Annotated in this window: 14 protein-coding genes; 8 read left to right on the top strand and 6 right to left on the bottom strand. The window is 65.0% G+C overall.

Annotated elements, in window-relative coordinates; genetic code table 11:
* Positions 1-17: 17 nt before the first annotated feature.
* The 4 genes from ppc to LNV28_RS11010 all read left to right on the top strand — a co-directional run bounded on the left by ppc (position 18) and on the right by LNV28_RS11010 (position 5,576).
* The gene (gene ppc, locus LNV28_RS11025; RefSeq protein WP_411969955.1) at positions 18-2,861 is read left to right on the top strand and encodes a phosphoenolpyruvate carboxylase; all 2,844 of its coding nucleotides are present in this window, start codon (positions 18-20) and stop codon (positions 2,859-2,861) included.
* 66 nt (positions 2,862-2,927) lie between these two features.
* Positions 2,928-3,131, top strand: coding sequence for a putative motility protein (locus tag LNV28_RS11020; protein WP_263519796.1), 204 nt, complete (start codon positions 2,928-2,930; stop codon positions 3,129-3,131).
* A gap of 133 nt (positions 3,132-3,264) precedes the next feature.
* Entirely contained in the window at positions 3,265-4,956 is a 1,692-nt protein-coding gene (locus tag LNV28_RS11015; protein ID WP_263519795.1) for a tetratricopeptide repeat-containing response regulator, read from the top strand.
* Entirely contained in the window at positions 4,953-5,576 is a 624-nt protein-coding gene (locus LNV28_RS11010) for an ATP-binding protein (RefSeq protein ID WP_263519794.1), read from the top strand. The genes LNV28_RS11015 and LNV28_RS11010 overlap by 4 nt, the downstream gene beginning before the upstream one ends.
* A gap of 10 nt (positions 5,577-5,586) precedes the next feature.
* Here LNV28_RS11010 and LNV28_RS11005 read toward each other — a convergent pair whose 3' ends face one another.
* On the bottom strand, positions 5,587-6,045 hold the full coding sequence (locus LNV28_RS11005; protein WP_263519793.1) for a hypothetical protein: 459 nt from the start codon (positions 6,043-6,045) through the stop codon (positions 5,587-5,589).
* Positions 6,046-6,257: 212 nt separating this feature from the next.
* The gene (locus tag LNV28_RS11000; RefSeq protein ID WP_263519792.1) at positions 6,258-6,857 is read right to left on the bottom strand and encodes a DUF1134 domain-containing protein; all 600 of its coding nucleotides are present in this window, start codon (positions 6,855-6,857) and stop codon (positions 6,258-6,260) included.
* A gap of 152 nt (positions 6,858-7,009) precedes the next feature.
* On the opposite strand from LNV28_RS11000, the gene LNV28_RS10995 reads away from it, so the two are divergent.
* Both LNV28_RS10995 and LNV28_RS10990 read left to right on the top strand, forming a co-directional pair.
* A complete protein-coding gene (locus LNV28_RS10995) occupies positions 7,010-7,456 on the top strand; it encodes a hypothetical protein (protein WP_263519791.1) in 447 nt (148 codons plus the stop codon).
* A 71-nt stretch (positions 7,457-7,527) separates the two neighbouring features.
* Complete coding sequence (locus LNV28_RS10990) at positions 7,528-7,926, top strand: PilZ domain-containing protein (RefSeq protein ID WP_263519790.1); 399 nt, start codon at positions 7,528-7,530, stop codon at positions 7,924-7,926.
* 24 nt (positions 7,927-7,950) lie between these two features.
* On the opposite strand, the gene LNV28_RS10985 is transcribed toward LNV28_RS10990, so the two are convergent.
* Both LNV28_RS10985 and LNV28_RS10980 read right to left on the bottom strand, forming a co-directional pair.
* Entirely contained in the window at positions 7,951-8,721 is a 771-nt protein-coding gene (locus LNV28_RS10985; RefSeq protein ID WP_263519789.1) for an alpha/beta fold hydrolase, read from the bottom strand.
* A gap of 121 nt (positions 8,722-8,842) precedes the next feature.
* On the bottom strand, positions 8,843-10,129 hold the full coding sequence (locus LNV28_RS10980) for a serine hydrolase domain-containing protein (RefSeq protein WP_263519788.1): 1,287 nt from the start codon (positions 10,127-10,129) through the stop codon (positions 8,843-8,845).
* 280 nt (positions 10,130-10,409) lie between these two features.
* Here LNV28_RS10980 and LNV28_RS10975 point away from each other — a divergent pair, with 280 nt between their 5' ends.
* Positions 10,410-10,616 (top strand): cold-shock protein, encoded by a 207-nt coding sequence (locus LNV28_RS10975; protein WP_058720877.1) that lies wholly within the window; start codon positions 10,410-10,412, stop codon positions 10,614-10,616.
* Between the two features lie 454 nt (positions 10,617-11,070).
* Complete coding sequence (locus LNV28_RS10970; protein ID WP_263519787.1) at positions 11,071-11,289, top strand: hypothetical protein; 219 nt, start codon at positions 11,071-11,073, stop codon at positions 11,287-11,289.
* 111 nt (positions 11,290-11,400) lie between these two features.
* On the opposite strand, the gene LNV28_RS10965 is transcribed toward LNV28_RS10970, so the two are convergent.
* Both LNV28_RS10965 and LNV28_RS10960 read right to left on the bottom strand, forming a co-directional pair.
* Complete coding sequence (locus LNV28_RS10965; RefSeq protein ID WP_263519786.1) at positions 11,401-12,807, bottom strand: efflux transporter outer membrane subunit; 1,407 nt, start codon at positions 12,805-12,807, stop codon at positions 11,401-11,403.
* Entirely contained in the window at positions 12,808-15,978 is a 3,171-nt protein-coding gene (locus LNV28_RS10960) for an efflux RND transporter permease subunit (RefSeq protein ID WP_263519785.1), read from the bottom strand. It abuts the gene before it with no gap.
* Positions 15,979-15,981 lie beyond the last annotated feature (3 nt).

Below are 15,981 nucleotides of genomic sequence, written 5' to 3'. Positions count from 1 at the left end.
TCCAGCCGAGCCCCGCCATGCCCGCCTCCTCGAAAGCCGCCCCGCGTCGCGCCAAATCCGCCCCTCCGGCCACTACCAGCAGCCGCCAGGCGGCAGACAAAAACCAGCCGCTGATGGACGACATCCGCCTGCTGGGCCGGATCCTGGGTGAGGTGATCCGCGAACAGGAAGGCCGCGAGGCCTACGAGCTGGTCGAGCGCATCCGCCAGCTCTCGGTGGCCTTCCGTCACAAGCACGATGCTGCCGCGGGCAAGAGCTTTGACAAGCTGCTCAAGAGCCTGTCGGGCGAGCAGACGGTCAGCGTGATCCGTGCCTTCAGCTATTTCTCGCACCTGGCCAATATTGCCGAGGACCGCCACCATGTGCGCCGCCGCGAGGTGCACGAGCGCGCCGGCAGCTTGGCTGAAGGCTCGCTGGCTTTTGCCCTTGAACGCCTGCACGAGGCCGGGGTGCGGCCGGCCGAGATCGCCAAGACCTTGCAGCACGGCTTCATCTCGCCGGTGCTGACCGCCCACCCGACCGAGGTGCAGCGCAAGAGCATCCTCGATGCCGAGCGCGCCGTGGCCCAACTGGTGGAGCAGCGCGACAGCCTGCACAGCGAGCGCGAGCGCCGCGACAACGAGGCCCTGATTCGCGCCCGCGTGACCCAACTCTGGCAGACCCGCATGCTGCGCTACAGCAAGCTGACCGTGGCCGACGAGATCGAGAACGCCCTGTCCTACTACCAGGCCACCTTCCTGCGCCAGATCCCCAAGCTCTATGCCGAGCTAGAGGAAGCCCTGCCCGGCCATGAGTTCAACAGCTTTTTGCGCATGGGCCACTGGATCGGCGGAGACCGCGACGGCAACCCCAACGTCACCGCCACCACCCTGCGCCATGCGCTCTCGCGTCAGAGCGAAGTGGCGCTGCGCCACTATCTGACCGAGCTGCATGAGCTGGGCGCCGAGCTGTCCATCTCGGCCCGCTTGGCCCAGGTGACGCCCGAGATGCAGGCCTTGGCCGAGCGCAGCCCGGACCGCAATGAGCACCGCATGGACGAGCCCTACCGCCGCGCCCTGACCGGCATGTATGCGCGAGCCGCCGCCAGCTTGCAGCAGCTGACCGGCACCGAGGCCCTGCGCCACGCCGTGGCCCCGCAAGCGCCCTACGCCAGCCCCGACGAGCTGCTGGCCGATCTGCAGGTGATCGAGCGCTCGCTGCGCAGCCACCATGCCGGTGCCCTGATCGCGCCGCGCCTGAAACCCCTGATGCGCGCCGTGCGCGTGTTCGGCTTCCACCTGGCCACGCTGGACCTGCGCCAGAGCTCGGACCAGCACGAAGCCGTGATCGCCGAGCTGCTGAGCACCGCCCGCGTCGAGGCTGACTACAGCGCCTTGGACGAAGCCGGCCGCCGGGCCCTGCTGCTGCGCCTGCTGCAAGACGCCCGGCCGCTGCGCGTGCACGGCGCCCAGTACAGCGAAAAGACCGTGGGTGAGCTGGACATCTTCGAGGCGGCGCTGGAGAGCCTGCAGCGCTTCGGCCGCGAGGCCTTGCGCCACTACATCATCAGCCACACCGAGTCGGTCAGCGACCTGTTGGAAGTGCTCTTGCTGCTCAAGGAAGTCGGCCTGCTGCGCGGCACGCTGGACGGCGAGGCCGTCAGCGACCTGATCGTCTCGCCGCTGTTCGAGACCATCGGTGACCTGCGCGAGGCGCCGGTCATCATGGCCGAGTTCTACGCCCTGCCCGGCATCTCCGCCCTTCTCAAGCGCAGCGGTGGTGAGCAGGACATCATGCTGGGCTACTCCGACTCCAACAAGGACGGTGGCGTGTTCACCAGCAGCTGGGAGCTCTACCGCGCCGAGATCGCACTGGTCGACATGTTCGCCACCCTGCCCGAGGCCCGCGGCATCACCCTGCGCCTGTTCCACGGCCGTGGCGGCACCGTGGGCCGCGGCGGCGGCCCGAGCTACCAGGCCATCCTGGCCCAGCCCCCGGGCACGGTGAACGGCCAGATCCGCCTCACCGAGCAAGGCGAGGTGATCGCCTCCAAATACGCCAACCCCGAGATCGGCCGGCGCAATCTGGAAACCCTGGTGGCCGCCACGCTGGAAGCCACCCTGCTGCACCCGACCAAGAGTGCGCCCAAGAGCTTCCTGGAGGCCGCGCAAGCGCTGTCGGACCTGAGCTTCGGCGCCTACCGCGGCCTGGTCTACGACACGCCCGGCTTTGCCGAGTATTTCTTCGCCGCCACGCCCATCCGCGAGATCGCCGAGCTCAACATCGGCTCACGCCCGGCCTCGCGCAAGCCCACCCGAGCGATCGAAGACCTGCGCGCCATCCCCTGGGGCTTCAGCTGGGGCCAGAGCCGCGTCGCTCTGCCCGGCTGGTGCGGCTTCGGCTCGGCCGTGCTCGACTTCCTCGGCCCTGAGGGCAGCGAGCAACATGGCAAGAACCTGGGCTTGCTCAAGCGCATGTTCAAGCAATGGCCTTTCTTCCGCACCCTGCTGTCCAACCTGGACATGGTGCTGGCCAAGACCGATCTGGCGATTGCCGAGCGCTATGTCGACCTGGTCGAGGACAAGCGTCTGGGCAAAAAAATCTGCGCCGCGGTCAAGGCCGAGTTCGAGCGCACCAGCCTGGCGCTGAGCCTGATCACGGGCGAGCGCGAACGTCTGGCCGGCAACCCGGCCCTGGCCCGCTCGATCAGCCACCGCTTCCCCTACATCGACCCGCTCAACCACCTGCAGGTCGAGCTGCTGCGCCGCTACCGCGCGGTGCCGCTGGAGAGCCGCGCCAGCGACCCCAGCATGGAACGCGTCCAGCGCGGCATCCATCTCTCGATCAACGGCATCGCCGCGGGTTTGCGCAACACCGGCTGATCCGGGCTCAAGTTCCAGGCCGGGGCGGCCGACAACTGCGGAAGAAGCAGCACCAAGGAGCCCCGCATGGAACTCGCCAACACCGCCCTGGCCCACAAGGCCGGCTCCGCCGCGCCCGGCAGCGTGCAGTCGAGTGCGCAGATGCTGGTGCTCAAGAAGGCGATCGACATGCAAGGCCAAGGTGCCCTGGAGTTGCTGGCCTCCGTGCCAGCCCAGCCTGCGCTCGCAAGCAGCGGACATCTGGGCACGCGGCTCAATGCCTACGCCTGAGCTCCAGCGCTGCCCAGGCACCGGGCACTTCGCCGCACGGCTGTTGCTCCTGTAAGCTAGGCCCGTCAAGCTGATCGCCAAGCCGGCCCCTCGGGCCGCAGCCAAGCGACAAAATTGCCGCACAAGGGAGCTTATGCGCGTCGACACACCGTATTCCCGAATCGAAGCCCTGGTCGTGGACGATATGGCCACGCAGCAGACCACCTTGCGCGGCCAGCTGGGCATGCTGGGCATTGGCAAGATCGACGCCGCCGGCTCCGCTGAAGACGCCTTGCGCATGGTGCGCAGCAAGCACTACGGGCTGATCCTGTGCGACTACAACCTCAACCACAAGACCGACGGCCAACAGCTGTTCGAGTTCCTGCGTGAGGCCCAGCTGCTGCCACCCGACACGCTGTTTTTCATGATCACGGCCGAGAGCAACTACAACTCGGTCGCCGCGGCCAGCGAGCACATGCCCGATGCCTATCTGCTCAAGCCCATCACCGCCGGGGACATCGAAGACCGCTTGAAGAGCCAATTGGACAAGCGCCACGCCCTGCTGGACATCAGCAAGGCCTTGAGCAAAGGCGACCTCGCTGGCGCGCTGCTCGCCTGCGACGCCGTGCTGGCCAAGAAGGACCGCTGGTTCATGTACGCCTTGCAACTCAAGGCGCAGACCTTGCTGGATCTGGGCAATGCCGAGGAAGCCCGCCAAATGTTTCAGAGCGCGCTCGACCTGCGCGCCGGACTGATGTGGGCACAGATCGGCCTGGCCCGTGCGCAAAAAGCTGCCGGCAAGTTTGACGAGGCCAAGCGCCTGGCTCTGGCCATCATCGCGACACCCGAGGGCGAAAAGAACTTGGCTGCATTTGATGTGGCCGGCCAGGCCATGGAAGCTCTCGGTGACCCCACGAGCGCCATGCAGATGATGAAGAAAAGCGCCCAGGTGGTGCCTTCAGCACGGCGGCTGCGACAGCTGGCCGAAAGCGCCTACCGCAACGGCGACCTGGCCACGGCCAAGGCCAGCTTGCTCAAGGCGATCAAGTCCAGCCAGGGCTCAATCACGGCCCAAGCGCAGGACCTGCACGCCCTGGCCCAAACCCATATTGACCTCGGTGAGGCCAAAGAGGCCCTGGAACTGATCAGCGATACCGCCACCCGCGCCACCCGCGGCGCGCACGAACCCGATTTCGAATGCGTCACCATGGCCATACGGGCCCAGGCCCATGCCTTGCTGGGTGAAGACGAGAAGGCCCTGCGCGAGGCCACCCAGGCCCTGACCCACCACAGCACGGGCAAGGCCGATTTCGCCTCTGTGGCGCTGGCAAGGGCGGCCTTGGTGACAGGTCAAGTCGAAGCTGGTCTGAAGTTGATTGCGCAAGCCATCAGCGCCGATCATGAGAACAGCCGTATTCAGCAGCTGGTCTGCAAAGCCCTGACCGACACCGGTCACAGCGAGCAGATCGAGCTGGTGGTCCACGCCGCATCCAAGGGCTTGAAGACCCGCCTGCATGAGGCCAAGCTGCTGCTGCGCAGTGGCAAGCTCGACGAAGCCTTGCAGGCGATCGAAGCCGAGCTGGCGGAGTACCCCGAGAACACCACTGTGCTGCTCGAATGTGCGCAGATGAACTGCATGGCTTTGCGTCTGAAGAAGCGGATGGACGACGGCCGCCTCAATCAGGTGCGCGACTATCTGGCTCGCCTGGAGAAGCTGCTGCCGGCGAACGACCGGGTCGCGCAGATGCGACGCTATTTGCGCGAGACTCTGGCCGCTTTGCAGGGCAATGGCGCCTTCAGCATGAGCGCACCGGCACCGCTGACAGGCGCCAGCACCGCGCCATGAACCGCGAATTGCTGGCCATGCTGGTGCATGACCTGAAAAACCAGTTGGGTGTCCTGGAGGCGGAATTGAGCCTGCTGGCTCTCGAGCCAGCGCCCGAGCCCGCGCACCGGGCCCATCAGCGTTGCGCACAGCTGCGCCAGCGCCTGGTCGCCTACCTGACACTTTACGCAGCGCCCGAGCGGCACATGAATGCCCATGTCTCGGACGAATCGCCGCGGGACTTCCTGCAACAGCTGCTGCGCATGGACTCACGCCCCGATGGAGCGCCACTGCGTTTGAGCGGCGAGGCATCGGCACCGGCATTCTGGTACTTCGATCCGCGCCTGGTGCTGCTGGCTCTGGAGGCGGCCCTGCACAACGCCTGGCGCTTTGCCCGCAGCGACGTGCTGCTGGATGTGCGGGTCCGCGACGGATTCCTGGTCTTTGCCGTCGAAGATGACGGTTTGGGACTTGATGCCAAAGACCCTTCGGCGCGCTCCTCGACCGGCCTGGGCATGGAGCTGTGCGCCGCCGTGGCGCGCGCCCACAACCTGGGCGAACGCCACGGTCACGTGCTGCTCCAGCCGCGCGACCCGCTGCAGCGCCACAGCGGAACACGTTTCGAGATCTGGCTGCCCTGAGGCCGCCCCATCAACGCATGGCGAGCGCCACGCGCTCCTGGCGGGCCATGCCAGCGGCTGCTGTGGCCTCTGGGCCGGCGGCATTGAAGCTCAGCACCAGCTTGTATTCGCCGCCCTGTGCCACGCCGGTTTGGCAGCTGACATGGTGCATGGCGCGGCGGACTGCCTTGCGGTACTCGAGCGGTCCGTCCTGGATGCGCAGATCGCTGGGCTGTTCGCCGCCGACCTTGAAGCTCACCCGCACGGTGGCCGCGCTGCCTTCACGCGTCGCCACCGCGCTGAGCTGCTCTTGCAAGGTCTGTGCATATGCGGGGCAGACCATGCTCAGGGGTGGCAGCTGCAAATCATTGACGCCTTGCCCGGTCACATCGACGCGCTGCAAATGCGTCTGCGCCTGAACCGAGGCCGTGGCCGTGGCCAAAGTCATGGCGATGGCAAACAAGGGGGTGAGAAAAGAAATGGGCTTCATGGTGACTCCGTTCGGTGGGCCTGATTTGCCACAAAACTTCCGACTCGTGACGTCGAAAACATGTGGTCTGGGAGTCAGCTTAGAAGTCGCGTCAGCTCACACCAAGTCTCTTGTGACGAGCGCCAAGATCCTGGCCACCAAATGGCAGAAATCGGGCTTGGAATGCATGCGCGGCGGCGGCCCGCAGTCACCCGCATGCCCGGCGCCTCGCATCAGAAGGGGTTGTATGACTTCTTGCTGCGGTAATGCACATAACCCACACTGGCCCCGGCCCGCAAACCCACGCCAAGGCGAATCGGCGCCAAGGTGATGCCCTTCAGGCGCTGGTAGTTGATGCCGGCGCCGCCGACGTAGTAGAGGCTGCCATCCACGCCCGGAAAGCGCTGGTAGATGGCGGCAGGCTTGGGCAAGTGGTAGACCAAGGTGAACACCTTGGATGCGTTGACGCCGGCGTCGAAGCCGATCGATGGCCCGGCCCAGAACACCGGCGCACTGCCGCCCGACTTCATCTGCAAACGACCCTCGCCGTAGCGCAGACCGACGCTCAGTGCCGCCCCGACCTCCTCGCCCTTGATGAAGGCATTGGGTCTACCCTGCTCCTTGAAGGCTTTTTCGATCACCCGCGCCAGGCCCTCGGTGCTGTCGCCGAAGAAGTCGGTCGCGGCCTTGAGGATGGAGTCTTCGTCATAAGCACCATCCTCGCCTTCAGACGGTGCCGCCAGAGCATGGCCAGAGCCCGCCAGCGCAACGAACAGGCCGCCGAGCTGCAGCAGGCTGCCGCGTCGGTCCATGGTTTCCTTGAAATCTTGCATGTCTGTCTCCGGTGGCGCTGAACTGAGTGTGGGCCGGTGCAGAGGCGCGCCGCTTCCGTGACGGTATGCGCGCTTCAACCCTGCATAGGTATCCGGCCATCAGCCTACACTGTCGCACGCTGAAAACGGCCTCTCGCCTCCCACCTACGTCCATGAGTTCGCACACTGATCTGCCCAAGCTGGCCCTGGCGCTGGAGTACGTCGACCTGGCGGCGGCCCTCTATCTGGCCGGCGGCAGCGACCATGCCGCTCGCCTGCTGGCGGCCGCAGCCGAACAGGTGCTCGGCGATTTGGCCAAGCTGCTGGGGCCCCATGCGCACACGGACGAGGTGCAAGGCCTACTCGCACGCATTGCGCTGCGCTACCGCGCGCCGCTGATCGAGCCGCGCAGTCACCAGCAAAGCCGCATGTCTGAGAGCCTCGCCCTGGACAGCGCCGAATTGCGCGGCGTCCCCCTGGGCGAAGCCCGACACGCCACCGCGGCCTATCTGCGCGCCTCCTGGTACACCTTGGAGGCCATGGGCCTGGACGCCGTGGTGCCGGCGCGCCTTCGCAAGGCTGTGGAGCAAAGCACCATCTGCGAGCCCTGGACCGGCTGAGCCTGGCACACCCAACTGAGCCACAAAGCCAGGCTGATTCGCCTCGCCGTTTTCCCAACCCCTCTGCTAGCATGGCTCGGGACATTCCTCGCCATTGGGAGACTGCCATCAATACCGAACGCCGCCAGTTCGCCCGCGTCGCCTTCGACGTGCATGCCGAACTCATCACCACACAAGCCCATCTGCAAGCCCAGGTGCTCGATCTCTCGCTCAAGGGCGCCTTGCTGCGACTGCCGGCCGGCGCAGGCGCCAGTCTTGGCGCGCCCTGTCTGCTCAAAATTTTGCTTGCCGATGGCGAAACTTGCATTGCCATGGCCGGCGAGTTGACACATGTGGAAGGTGAGCGCGCCGGCGTGCTGTGCCGCAGCATCGATATTGAAAGCATCACCCATCTGCGCCGCCTGATCGAAATGAATCTCGGCGACGCCTCACTGGTCGAACGCGAACTGGCCGCGCTGATCAGCGCTTGAGACGCGCGATGGAGGGGCTTGGCATCAAGCCTGAATGAAGCGGCGCAGGACGGCGAATGCCGCCTCCGGGTCGTCTCGCCAAGCGCCATGCCCGACACCGGCAAAACGCACCAGCTGCGACCATTGGCTGGGTAGAGCCGCGGCAATCTCCTCGGCATCCTCGGGCGGGCAGACCGGGTCCTCCTCGCCACACAGCACCAGCACCGGGCACTGCGCCAGCGCCAAGCCGGGCAGCAACTGCATGCCCTGCTTCTCACCGGCGACAAAGTGCAACAGGATTTCGGGCTTGATCAGGGTTCGCGCACCGGCCTCGGGATCCAGTGGCGGGCGGGTGTTGTACAGCCCGCGCACCCCGTGCCAATAGGCCTGCCAGCTGCTGTCGCTGGGCGCAGTCCAGAAAGCCTCGGCCAAGGCCCGTGCCGCGTCCCCGCCGAGACGCTGAAACGCGGCCAGCTTGCGCGACAAGCCCATGTGGTGCGAGGTGCTGGACAGAATCACCTTGCTGGCATGAGCAGGGTGGCGGGCGATGTAGCGCTGCGCCACGAAGCCCCCGAAGCTCTGGCCCAGCACCATGGGCTTGACCAGACCCAGAGCATCGCTGAGGCGCACGACGTCGTCGGCCCAGGTGTCCAGATTCCACTCGCTGGATGGCCTCGGGTCGCTGCGCCCATGGCCGCGATGGTCGTAATAGATGACCTGAGCAATATCGGCCAAGGCGCCGAAACCCGGCTTGAACGCGGCATGGTCAAAACCCGGTCCGCCATGCATGCAGATCAAGGTCGGAAGCTCACGCATGAGAGGACCGTCAGGCAACAAGCCAGGCCCTTGAACATCCACAAACAAGCGTACGCCGGCTTCAATTTCAATTCGCATCGCAGAGACTCCTCTTCTTTAGCGACTGCATCCTAGCCGGCACTCACCAGCTGCCGCCGTAGTAGGCGACGAGGCCGCGCCAGAAAGCATCAGCTTCGCGAGCCAAGCTGGTGTCGCGCGCATGAGGCTTGGCATTGGCACTGGTCTGCACCATCACCAATTTGAGCGCCGGGTCGACAAAAATCATCTGCCCATAGACACCCAGCAAGGCGAAACGGCGCGCGCGACCTGGAAAGGTCCAGAACTGGTAGCCGTAACCAAAGTAGGGCGTGGCCTGGCCGGGCGAAAACATTGCCGGGTGCCGTCCGGCATCGGTCGCTTCGAGCAGATAGTCACGCGGCAAGACCTGCCGGCCGCTGTCCGGTCGCTGGCCGTCATGGGCCAAGAGCATGCCCAAGCGGCCGTAGTCACGCAGGCCGGCATTGAAATTACCGCTGGCAATCTCCACGCCCAGCCGGTCGGTTCGCCATAAGGCCGACATCTCCGCACCCATGGGCTCCCAGAGCCGGCTCTGCAAATACTCGCTCAGGCCCATGCCCGTCGCACCACGCAGCACCAAGGTCAGTGCGATGGTGTCGGCACTGGCGTAATTGAACCGTTCGCCCGGCGGCGCTGCGCGTGTACCGAGCTGCACAGCGGCGGCCTCCAGTCCTTCGCGCGCAGCAACACGTCCGAAGCGCTCCAGATCGTCGACACCGTCGTAGCGCTCGGTGAAGCGCAGGCCGGAAGCCATGCGCAGAAGGTCTCGCAATCGCACAGGGCCGTAAAGAGAGCCCGTCAGAGCGGGTGCATAGCGCTGAGCCGCGTCGTCCAGCGAATGCAACAAACCTTCTTTCAAGGCCAGCCCCACGGCCAAGGAGACCAAGGACTTGGACATGGAGTTCGAAACAAAGCGGTGTTGTGGGCCACGCCGATACTGATAGCGCTCCACCTGAATGACCCCGTCCTTGATCACCAGCAGACCCATGACTCTCTGGCGCGCAAGATAGTCATCCACGCCCAAATTGCGCAAGGCATCGATATGCCAGCGGTAGGTCGGCTCGGTCGCGCTGCGCAGCAAGGTCAGGGGCTGAGCACTGGGCGCCAGTTCCCGCACGCCGCCATTCATCAAGCCCAGGATCTCGCCTTGATGACTGAATGAACCCACACGCACCGATTCCTGACTGAACCAGTTGCTGGCATGCCCGACCGGATAGCCCTGGGCGCGACCCAGCAGCTCTTCATCAGGCGCCGCACAAACGCTGGCTGACCCCAACGTCAGCAGCAAACAGAGAAGCACCGAGGCGCGCGTGGAGCCGCTGGGCGGCGCAAGACTGGAGGCAGTTTTCATGGAGCCGCGCAGCTTGCCAGTTACTGGGGCGCAGAACAAGTCCCATCGCCACGCGCTGGGATCTGTGCTACATTAGCGGCATAGATACGCACAAGACCGTTTCTTCAAGGTCTTCAATCTGCAGCCCCGCCGTACGTTCGCTTCATTCGTCGCGCCAGGCTCGCTTCAGTTTCAACTCCCCGTTTGACTGTTCTTGAGTGTTTCTGTCTCCGCAGGCTTTGCGTTGTCGCGAGCCGCGGAGTATTTTTAATTTGTTCAAAAGGAACACATCATGACAACAATGCAAACTGGCACCGTGAAATGGTTCGACGACGGCAAGGGCTTCGGCTTCATCACGCCTGAAGACGGCTCCAAGGACCTGTTCGCCCACCACAGCGAAATCCGCAACAACGGCGGCTTCCGCACTTTGGCCGAAAACCAAAAGGTTGAATTCGAAGTCAAGCAAGGCCCTAAGGGTCTGCAAGCTTCGAACATCCGCGCTCTGTAATTGAGCCCGGCGAGTGGCGCTCTTGAGCGCCGCTCACCTGATGGGTTGGCGTGCAAGCGTCAACCCATTGTTTTTTGTTTGCATCGGGCACCTTGACCTGGGCAACAGAAAACGAAGTACCAAGAAGTAGAAAAACAAACGAAGAAGACAAGTCCGGCCAGCATCGCGCTCTGTCAAAGCGCACACACTGGACCTGACAAGCCCTGCCGATGATGGCAGGCTGAGGCGGCCCCGCCATGGCCGAGCACCTCAAGCCAAGCCGAGCATCCCAAGCCCGGCCCTGAGATCGATAGAGACCTTGAGGACTCTCGATCCACTGCATGCCCCAACATGCCGTAGCAAGCTACCCTCCCCCTGTTTCGAACGCTTTTCCGAACTCCTTGGACTGAATCTTTTCATTCCAATCCCTGCGGCACGGGCAGCCAGCCCAGCCGCACTGCAAGAAAACAAGAATATGCAAAACAAGCACAGCATCGAAGTCGGCAAGTACCTGGTCTCGCCGATGATCAAGCCGCAATCCGACGGCAGCTTCGCCGCCTCGGTCTCCATCCGTTCTGGCCAAGGCATGGCCAGCCACGACCGCGTCATGCGCTTCACGCCGAGCTTCCACAGCCAGCGCGCCGCCATCCGCTACGCTCGGGCAGAAGGCCTGGCCTGGATCCAAGCTCACTGAGAGCTGCCTGAAGGCCGGATGGACACAAATCCATCCGCATGAATGAGCGAAAAAAAGGCGCCCGGTCACATCGACCGGGCGCCTTTTGCTTGGGAAGAACCACTCAGCGCATCAACCCGCTTTCAAGCCACCGCCCAGAGCCTTGTAGAGCTGCACGCCGTTGAGCAAGGAGCCCAGGCGCACTTGCAGCAAGGCCTGCTCGGCCGCGAAAGCAGCGCGCTGCGCATCGAGAAGCTCCAGACTGTTGGAGGCGCCGTTGGCATGGCGCAGTTCCACCAGCTTCAGGCGCTGCGATTCAGCGGCGCTCTGCGCGGCCTGGGCCTGCAGTTGCTCGCCGAAGGTGGCGCGGCCCGCGAGTGCATCGGCCACCTCACGGAAGGCGGTTTGCACCGCCTTTTCGTACTGCGCCACGGCCACGCCCTGGGCCGCCTTGACGGCTTGCAGATTGGCCTCGTTGCGACCCGAATCAAAGATCGGCATCAAGGCCTGACCCACCAGGCTGAAGGCCGTGTTCTTGAACAATTCGGACAGCTGCGAGCTGGTCGTGCCCAGATTGCTGGTCAGGGTGATGCTGGGGAAGAAGGCCGCACGCGCCGCGCCGATATTGGCATTGGCGGCGCGCAGCTGCTGCTCGGCCTGCAGCACATCGGGGCGCTGCACCAACACTTCCGAGGGCAGGCCGGCCGGCACATCGGACAGGCTTTGCGCTTGCAGGCGCTGGCCCGCCGGCAGATCGGCCGGCAAGGGCTGACCGACCAGCAGCACCAGTGCGTTCTCGTCCTGGGCACGCTGGCGCTGCTGCTGGGCCACGGCCGCGCGGGTGGCGGCTGCGGCCGACTCGGCCGCGCTCAGGTCCAGCGAGGACGCCGCGCCCGCCTCGAACTTCAGGCGGGTCAGGCGCAGCGTGTCTTCGCGCGAGGCCAGGGTGCGCTGGGCCAGCTGCAGCAGCTCCTCATCGGCCTGCAGCACCAGATAGGCCGAGGCCACGCCGGCCACCAGGCTGATCTGGGCGGCGCGGCTGCCTTCGGCCGTGGCCAGGTAGCGGGCCGTGGCGGCATCGACCTGGTTCTTCACCCGGCCCAGCAGATCGACCTCATAGGCCGTGACCTGCAGGCCCGCCTGGAAGTTGTTGCTGCTGCCCACGCCATTGCTATTGGGCTGGCGGCTGGCGCTGAAACCAGCGTTGACCGTGGGCAGGCGGCTGGCTTCGCTGACGCGGGCCAGGGCCCGGGCCTGCTCGACATTGAGCAGAGCCACGCGCAAATCGCGGTTGTTCTTGAGTGACAGGTCGATCAGAGCGCGCAGGCGCTCGTCCTGGCCGTAAAAGCTCTGCCAGCTCAGCTCGGCCGCGGCCGTGCCGCTGGTGGCGGACGGGGCCGACCACTGTGCAGCCACCGGGGCGGCCGGGCGCGCATGCTCGGGCGCCAGGCTGCCGCAGGCCGTCAGGCTCAGGGCCGCGAAGGCCAACGCGCTCAGACGCAGCAACGGGGTCTTGCGAAAGTTCTTGTTGTTTTCCATTCAAACCTCCTCGGCGGGCAAAGCACCGCTGGGCTGGGCACCATCGGCCTGATGGGCGTAGATGCGGCGTTGGCGTTCGCTGCCCTTGAACACGCGGCGCACCACCAGGAAGAACACCGGCACAAAAATCACCGCCAGAACCGTGGCCGACACCATGCCCGAGAGCACGCCGGTGCCGATGGCACGTTGGCTGGCTGAGCCGGCGCCGGTGGCGAAGAACAGCGGCGTCACGCCCAGGATGAAGGCCAGCGAGGTCATGATGATGGGACGGAAGCGCAGGTGGCAGGCTTCGAGGATGGACTCGATCAGCCCCTTGCCTTCGGCCTGCAAGTCCTTGGCGAACTCGATGATCAGGATGGCGTTCTTGGCGGACAGGCCGATGATGGTGATCAGGCCGACCTTGAAGTACACGTCATTGGGCATGTCGCGGAAGCTCGCACCCATCAACGCACCCAGCAGGCCCAGCGGCACGACCAGCAGCACCGACAGCGGGATGGACCAGCTCTCGTACAGCGCAGCCAGGCACAGGAACACGGCCAGCAGCGAGAAGACGAGCAGGATGGTGGCCTGCGAACCCGAGAGCTTTTCTTCGCGCGACAAACCGGTCCATTCGTAGCCGATGCCGGGTGGCAGCTGCTTGACCATCTGCTCCAGCTCGGTCATGGCCGCGCCGGTGGAAGCACCGGGTGCCGCATCGCCAGCAAGGCGCATGGCCGGATAGCCGTTGTAGCGCGTGGCTTGCATCTGACCTGTGATCCAGTGGGTCGAAGCAAAGGCCGACAGCGGCACGCTCTGACCCTTTGTGTTGGTCACGTTGAGGCGCAGCAGATCTTCCGGTTGCATGCGGGCCTGGGCTTCCGCTTGCACGACCACACGTTGCAGGCGGCCGTTGCTCGGGAAGTCGTTGACATAGGCCGAACCCAGCTGGGTGCCGATGACGGCAGCCACCGCGTCGAAATTCACGCCGAGCGCGGCCGCCTTGTCGCGGTCAATGTCCAGCTGCAGCTGCGGCGCATCTTCCAGACCGTCCGGGCGCATGCCGGTGATCAGCTTGCTCTTGCTGGCCATGCCCATCAGCTGGTTGCGGGCGTTCAGCAGGGCCTCGTGGCCGAGGCCGCCGCGGTCCTGCAAGCGCAGGGCGAAGCCGGTGGCCGTGCCCAGTTCGGGAATCGGCGGAGGCGAGAGCGGGAAGATGAATGCATCACGCACCGCCATCATCGCGCCGAAGGCACGACCGGCCAGGGCCGAAGCGCTGTGCTGCGGGCCGATGCGCTCTTCCCAGGGCTTGAGCGGCACGAACACCAGGGCGGCATTCTGGCCTTGGCCCGAGAACGAGAAACCGATCACGCCCACGGTGTTCTGCACCTCGGGCTGGGCCAGCATGAAGTCTTCGACTTGCTTGACCGCCGCCTCGGTGCGGTTGGCCGTGGCGCCCGGAGGCAGCTGCACATTGACGATCAGATAACCCTGATCTTCGTTGGGCAGGAAGGAGGTGGGCATGCGGGTGTACATCAGGCCGACGGCGGCGACGATGACGCCGTAGACCAGCAGCATGCGGCCGCTGCGCTTGAGCAGCTTGGCCACCCAGCCTTCATAGCCCTTGGCCGTGCGCGAGAAACCACGGTTGAACCAGCCGAAGAAACCGGTCTTGGCGTGGCCGTGGCCGGCTTCCACCGGCTTGAGCAAAGTGGCGCACAGGGCCGGGGTCAGGGTCAGCGCCATCAGGGCCGACAGCAGCATGGAGGCCACCATGGCCAGCGAGAACTGGCGGTAGATATTGCCCACCGATCCGGCGAAGAAGGCCATGGGCACGAACACCGAGACCAGGACCACGGTGATGCCGATGATGGCGCCCGAGATCTGGCCCATGGCCTTGCGGGTGGCCTGCAGCGGCGGCAGCCCCTCCTCGTTCATGATGCGCTCGACGTTCTCCACCACCACGATGGCGTCGTCCACCAGGATACCGATGGCCAGCACCATGCCGAACAGGGTCAGCACGTTGATGGAGAAACCCATCCACAACATGATGGCGAAGGTGCCCAGCAAGGCGATCGGCACCACGATGGTGGGGATCAGGGTGTAGCGCCAGTTCTGCAGGAACAGGAACATCACCAGGAACACCAGGACCACGGCCTCGACCAGGGTCTCGACCACTTGCGTGATCGAGATCTTGACGAACTTGGACGAGTCGTAGGGCACCTCGTACGCCACACCCTCGGGGAAGTAGGCTTGCAGCTCGGCCATGCGTTCCTTGACGGCAGTCGCAGAAGCCAAGGCGTTGCCGCCTGGCGCCAGCTGGATGCCGATGCCGGTGGCCGGCTTGCCATTCAGGCGAGAGTAGGAGCCATAGTTCTGACCTCCCAGCTCGACCCGAGCCACGTCCTTCAGGCGCACGCTGGAGCCATCGGTGTTGGCGCGCAAGACGATGTTCTTGAACTGGTCCGCGCTTTCCAGCTGACCCTTGACCACCACGGTGGCCGACATGGTCTGCTCGGACAGATTCGGCAGCTCGCCGATCGAGCCGGCCGGCACCAGCGCATTCTGGGCGCGGATGGCGGCGTTGACCTCGGCCGGGCTGATGTTGAAGGACAGCAGCTTGGCAGGGTCCAGCCAGATACGCATGGCGCGCTCGGTGCCGAAAAGCTGGGCCTGGCCGATGCCGGGCAGGCGCTGCAACTCGGGCACGATGTTGCGCGCCGCATAGTCACCCAGAGCCTTGGTGTCTAAGGTGCCCGTCTTGCTGGACAACATGACAAAGAGCAAGAAGTTGTTGCCGGCCTTGTCGATGCGCACGCCTTGCTGCGTCACCGCAGCGGGCAGGCGTGGCGAGGCGCGGCTCAAACGGTTCTGCACCTCCACCTGAGCCAGCTCCAGATTGGTGCCGGGCTCGAAGGTGACGGTGATGGCGCCCGTGCCATTGGCCTGGCTGACCGATTCCAGATAGGCCAGCTTGGGCGCGCCATTGAGCTCTTGCTCGATGACGGAGATGACGCTCTCGTCCAGGGTCTTGGCCGAGGCGCCGGGATAGGCCACATTGATGGACAGGGCGGGCGGCGCAACCGTGGGGTACTGCGATACCGGCAGCTTGGTGATGGAGACCGCGCCGAAGACCAGGATGAACAGTGCGATCACCCAGGCAAAGACCGGCCGGTCAATGAAGAAACGTGCCATGTT

It is taken from the genome of Paucibacter sp. DJ2R-2 (assembly GCF_025717675.1).
Classification (GTDB): Bacteria; Pseudomonadota; Gammaproteobacteria; order Burkholderiales; family Burkholderiaceae_C; genus Paucibacter_A.
Note: the sequence above shows the minus strand (reverse complement) of the source record. Positions and strands in the feature narration are given on the sequence as shown.

Coding starts and splice junctions, on each gene's coding strand:
- LNV28_RS11005 (WP_263519793.1), bottom strand. CDS start 6,045: ATGAAGCCCATTTCTTTTCTCACCCCCTTGTTTGCCATCGCCATGACT.
- LNV28_RS11020 (WP_263519796.1), top strand. CDS start 2,928: ATGGAACTCGCCAACACCGCCCTGGCCCACAAGGCCGGCTCCGCCGCG.
- LNV28_RS11000 (WP_263519792.1), bottom strand. CDS start 6,857: ATGCAAGATTTCAAGGAAACCATGGACCGACGCGGCAGCCTGCTGCAG.
- LNV28_RS10985 (WP_263519789.1), bottom strand. CDS start 8,721: ATGCGTGAGCTTCCGACCTTGATCTGCATGCATGGCGGACCGGGTTTT.
- LNV28_RS10970 (WP_263519787.1), top strand. CDS start 11,071: ATGCAAAACAAGCACAGCATCGAAGTCGGCAAGTACCTGGTCTCGCCG.
- LNV28_RS10980 (WP_263519788.1), bottom strand. CDS start 10,129: ATGAAAACTGCCTCCAGTCTTGCGCCGCCCAGCGGCTCCACGCGCGCC.
- LNV28_RS10975 (WP_058720877.1), top strand. CDS start 10,410: ATGCAAACTGGCACCGTGAAATGGTTCGACGACGGCAAGGGCTTCGGC.
- LNV28_RS11015 (WP_263519795.1), top strand. CDS start 3,265: ATGCGCGTCGACACACCGTATTCCCGAATCGAAGCCCTGGTCGTGGAC.
- LNV28_RS10995 (WP_263519791.1), top strand. CDS start 7,010: ATGAGTTCGCACACTGATCTGCCCAAGCTGGCCCTGGCGCTGGAGTAC.
- LNV28_RS10965 (WP_263519786.1), bottom strand. CDS start 12,807: ATGGAAAACAACAAGAACTTTCGCAAGACCCCGTTGCTGCGTCTGAGC.
- LNV28_RS10990 (WP_263519790.1), top strand. CDS start 7,528: ATGGCTCGGGACATTCCTCGCCATTGGGAGACTGCCATCAATACCGAA.
- LNV28_RS10960 (WP_263519785.1), bottom strand. CDS start 15,978: ATGGCACGTTTCTTCATTGACCGGCCGGTCTTTGCCTGGGTGATCGCA.
- ppc (WP_411969955.1), top strand. CDS start 18: ATGCCCGCCTCCTCGAAAGCCGCCCCGCGTCGCGCCAAATCCGCCCCT.
- LNV28_RS11010 (WP_263519794.1), top strand. CDS start 4,953: ATGAACCGCGAATTGCTGGCCATGCTGGTGCATGACCTGAAAAACCAG.